Below are 3587 nucleotides of genomic sequence, written 5' to 3'. Positions count from 1 at the left end.
TTTAAATGTACAAATTAGTGGAAACATCACTTCACGTCACCCCTTATGCCATAAAGGATTTTCATGATCTTGCCCTGGGGTAGTTGGTTTGTAATTATCTTTGTTTGTTTAATTGTGCTCACTTTTTTAATGCTAGTCGTCAAACGGCTCGTACAAAAACAGTGGCAATGATTTATAACAAACTGTTTAAGAATGATTCGCAACGCGTGGCATTTTCACTATGCGTTGGTTTTAGTGTTTAAGGTGGTATGCGGCGGCATCGGTATTGCGTTGCTCACCCCTTAACAGGGCGTTATGGCGCAGGGCAAAATTCAGCTAAGGAAGCTAGATGAGTGATAAAGTTAAAGTAGCCTTGCAGTGGCTCAAAGAAATCTTGGATGCAGAGGTTGTGGAGTATCAAATAGTAGGTGGATTAGCGGCAACTATTTATGGTGGAAGTCGGGAAGTCGCAGATATAGATCTTTATATTCGAAACTCAGACGCAGATAAAGTGTTATCGCATGTAATTATAAGACTATAAATTAATGCACATTAAGGTGATTACTATATCTAAAATGTGTCTTCTGTTGACATGAAAAAAATGCCTATAACGTTATGACTGGTTCAATAAATCTAAACACCTCCTATGTATTTATGACACCATGAACTACAGTTACTGTGTGAATGTATTTTCGCCTCGAGCAGGAACTTTGGCTTAGAACCAGTTGAGTAATCTAATTGAAGATAATGGTATTGCTTATGTTGCTGTCAGAACTGATAAAAACATTTACAGGATTAAAACGGCTATTCCTTGCTTTTCTGGAACTAGCTATCTTGTTAGACCGACACTTCAACACGGATACGACTTATATGGTTTGCAAAATGAAGCATTTGATTCTTTTACCCACTCCGAAGAAATTGTTTCTCTACTGAGTTCCGTTTAGTCCGCTATTCACAAAATCCATTCCCAACAATTGCGAGATAGTTGAGTTATGTTCTTAAAGCAGTGTTTCAAACAATCTGTTCAACTAAATACTTGTGGGAATAGCACTAAATCGAAGGTGTTTACTAATGTGATCGCTCTTGATTCTAACATGAAGGTAATGCCGATACTTACATTGTATCTACGAAAATCTTTAATTAAAGATAAATTGTCTTCGGCTACTGTTTCAAAGCAGTTCGATATTATTAAATTATTTGTAAAGCATCGTGTAGAAGTTGCCGAAGAAGCGATTTTGAATGAGGAACAGATTCTAGTTCTTAGTTCTGAGTTCGAAATTAGAAAATACTTAGATTATAAAACCAATGTCAAAGGTCTTAGCTCCGTAACAGTTTCAAATTATGATGCTCAATTGAGGCGATTTTATGCGTTCTTATATACCAATAATTTTATAATAACCGATCCTTATGTTAATGGTCCCCTTGCTGTAAAGAGAAAGTCGAATATTGTAGATTCCTGTTCATTTGATGAATTGTTCGAGCTGATATCTGCTACTAAAAATGAACGAGAGCGAGCGCTACTTCAATTTATCTACGATTCTGGGTTACGTGTATCAGAAGTGCCAAGAGTAACACTTGAAGATATCCAGCAGTGTACCGAACGCACATACGAAAGCATTAAAAAGTCATCAGACAACTTTGCTGCTAGTGATTATGTTCCTTTGAGTGTTCGTGGCTCTAAGAGTCGTGAACAAGGCGGATGGAAGTACAGGACAACAAGAATAAGTCTTCCTACTTTAAATCGCATAAAAAAGTACCATTCTTCACCTTTGTATAAACGGAATATTCGTTCATTCAAGGGAATAGCCAGTATCCCCGCGTTTCTTGATTCGGAAGGAAGGCCTTTGACTAAAAGCGGCATTTCCAAGTTATTTGAACGACTGTCCAAACGCGCTAGAGCTAAAGGTACACTCAATCGAATGATTACTCCACATAAGCTTAGACATGGCTTTGCTTATGCTGTTTTGCAATCTAACGATGACAACACACAGTACCTCGATCGACTAGTACAAGTTCAACTGATGTTAGGCCATACCTCACTTAAAACCACTCAGGATGCCTATACCAGTATACCTATGGAAATATATCGAGAAATGGTTGACGACAACGGAGAATCGATTACAAGAGCAATGATGATGGAAAGACTTTGCAAGAAGACCCAACTAAAAATCAAAGTGCAGGACAAGAAATAATATTATGGTTCTATTCGTTCGTGATACGATCACTAGGCCCAATACAACCCAAGGGAGCTCTAGCCAGAAAGCTTTGGCAGAGAAATGGGCTGTAGATGTGCTCTCATGGTCGAAGGAGCGCCTTCTTGAAATACCATTAAGTAGGGCAGAAAAAGGTGTACCAGGCATTATCCCATATGCTTCGCATTGTTTGAGGATATCAGTCGCAAGTTTATCGAGGTGGAAATATTTTTTCAGACCAATACAGCAAAAAATGATTGAAACTGGCTGCTATTTCCCTGAGTTTTCAATTTATGCCAACGAATACAATAGACGGCTAGTACTATTCTTACGGGATTGTGATTCGTCACAGTATCCTCACGAAACACCATTCCAAACAAAGCTGAAAATTAAAGAAGATGCTGGCATACCAAGGTACTTACAAAAAGGGGCAAGAGCCCTTGTCAATAGAACTTTAGATGAATATTTTTCTCAGCTTCAGCAACATGCTGGTGTTGAGGGAAAGGACAATTCGATTCGACGTGAACAAGCTGAGATTTCAAAGGAAACACGAAAAAAAATAAGTTACTAAACACACTAAGAGGTATTGCTGTCACACATTCTGATGATTTAGTTACAGCCACGAAAGCCGAGCCTTACTTACCATTCAAACATCTTTTCTATCATGGAACAATTAACACCAGTTATGGTCGAGCTGAGTTCGAAACATATATTGAGCCCTACTTAGGCTATATCGGAATAAATAGCAGTTCTTCGCTCCATGATGTTTTCCACACATACTCATTAACAAGATTTAAGAAGTTTCAGGAAGAGAATGTTATTTCCAAGAAATTCTCAACCAGAGCTGCGAACGCTGCAATATCAGCATTTCGTTTATTTTTAAATAGGTTTTCCGTTCTTCAAGATCAGCGAGAGTTTAAGTTCATAGATGTTATCGGCTTTAAAAATGTCAGAGCCACAGAGCAAAGAACTCCGTTTAGCATCAATTCTAGGTATGACTTGATTGAATGCATAGACTCAACATTGAATGACATTGATTCAAAGACATTAGTAGTGTCAGAAGATAAATATAAAGAGGTTGACCCTTTTTATCACCCGTTACTTAACTGCATCATTGAACACATGGGAGGTTGTTATGCTTTGAGGGATAAAGATTCAAGTGATAAATTTTCAATTGAGTGTGCCAAACTTGCTCGGGCTAGAGCCAAAGATGAAAATTGGTACGGCAATAGCCTAAGACAGGATGCATTACATTCAATTGGCATTATTCCGGAAATTGATAGTTATTTGATGTATGTGTTTATGATGAAACTGGCTGCAGTGACCGGAATGAATAGAGAGGCTTTGTTGCGTAATTCGATGGAACTAAATCAGGAAGTTACGATCTGATCGGTTACATCAGTTAATCATCGTAGC

At 38.1% G+C, this 3587-nt stretch carries 3 protein-coding genes and 1 pseudogene; all 4 read left to right on the top strand.

Features of this window, described 5'->3' with window-relative positions; all coding sequences use genetic code 11:
* Positions 1 to 328: 328 nt before the first annotated feature.
* A pseudogene (locus R7Z77_RS23710) lies at positions 329 to 505 on the top strand (MazG-related protein); the annotation flags it as partial.
* Positions 506 to 1052: 547 nt separating this feature from the next.
* Positions 1053 to 2171: a tyrosine-type recombinase/integrase gene (locus R7Z77_RS23705; protein WP_161781350.1), complete on the top strand. Its 1119-nt coding sequence runs from the start codon at positions 1053 to 1055 to the stop codon at positions 2169 to 2171.
* 4 nt (positions 2172 to 2175) lie between these two features.
* Positions 2176 to 2742 (top strand): hypothetical protein, encoded by a 567-nt coding sequence (locus R7Z77_RS23700; RefSeq protein WP_318136860.1) that lies wholly within the window; start codon positions 2176 to 2178, stop codon positions 2740 to 2742.
* Positions 2743 to 3224: 482 nt separating this feature from the next.
* A complete protein-coding gene (locus R7Z77_RS23695) occupies positions 3225 to 3560 on the top strand; it encodes a hypothetical protein (protein WP_318136859.1) in 336 nt (111 codons plus the stop codon).
* Positions 3561 to 3587: the final 27 nt, after the last annotated feature.

It is taken from the genome of Vibrio sp. 1401 (assembly GCF_033340295.1).
This window is presented reverse-complemented; position numbering and strand designations above follow the sequence as displayed.

Coding starts and splice junctions, on each gene's coding strand:
- R7Z77_RS23700 (WP_318136860.1), top strand. CDS start 2,176: ATGGTTCTATTCGTTCGTGATACGATCACTAGGCCCAATACAACCCAA.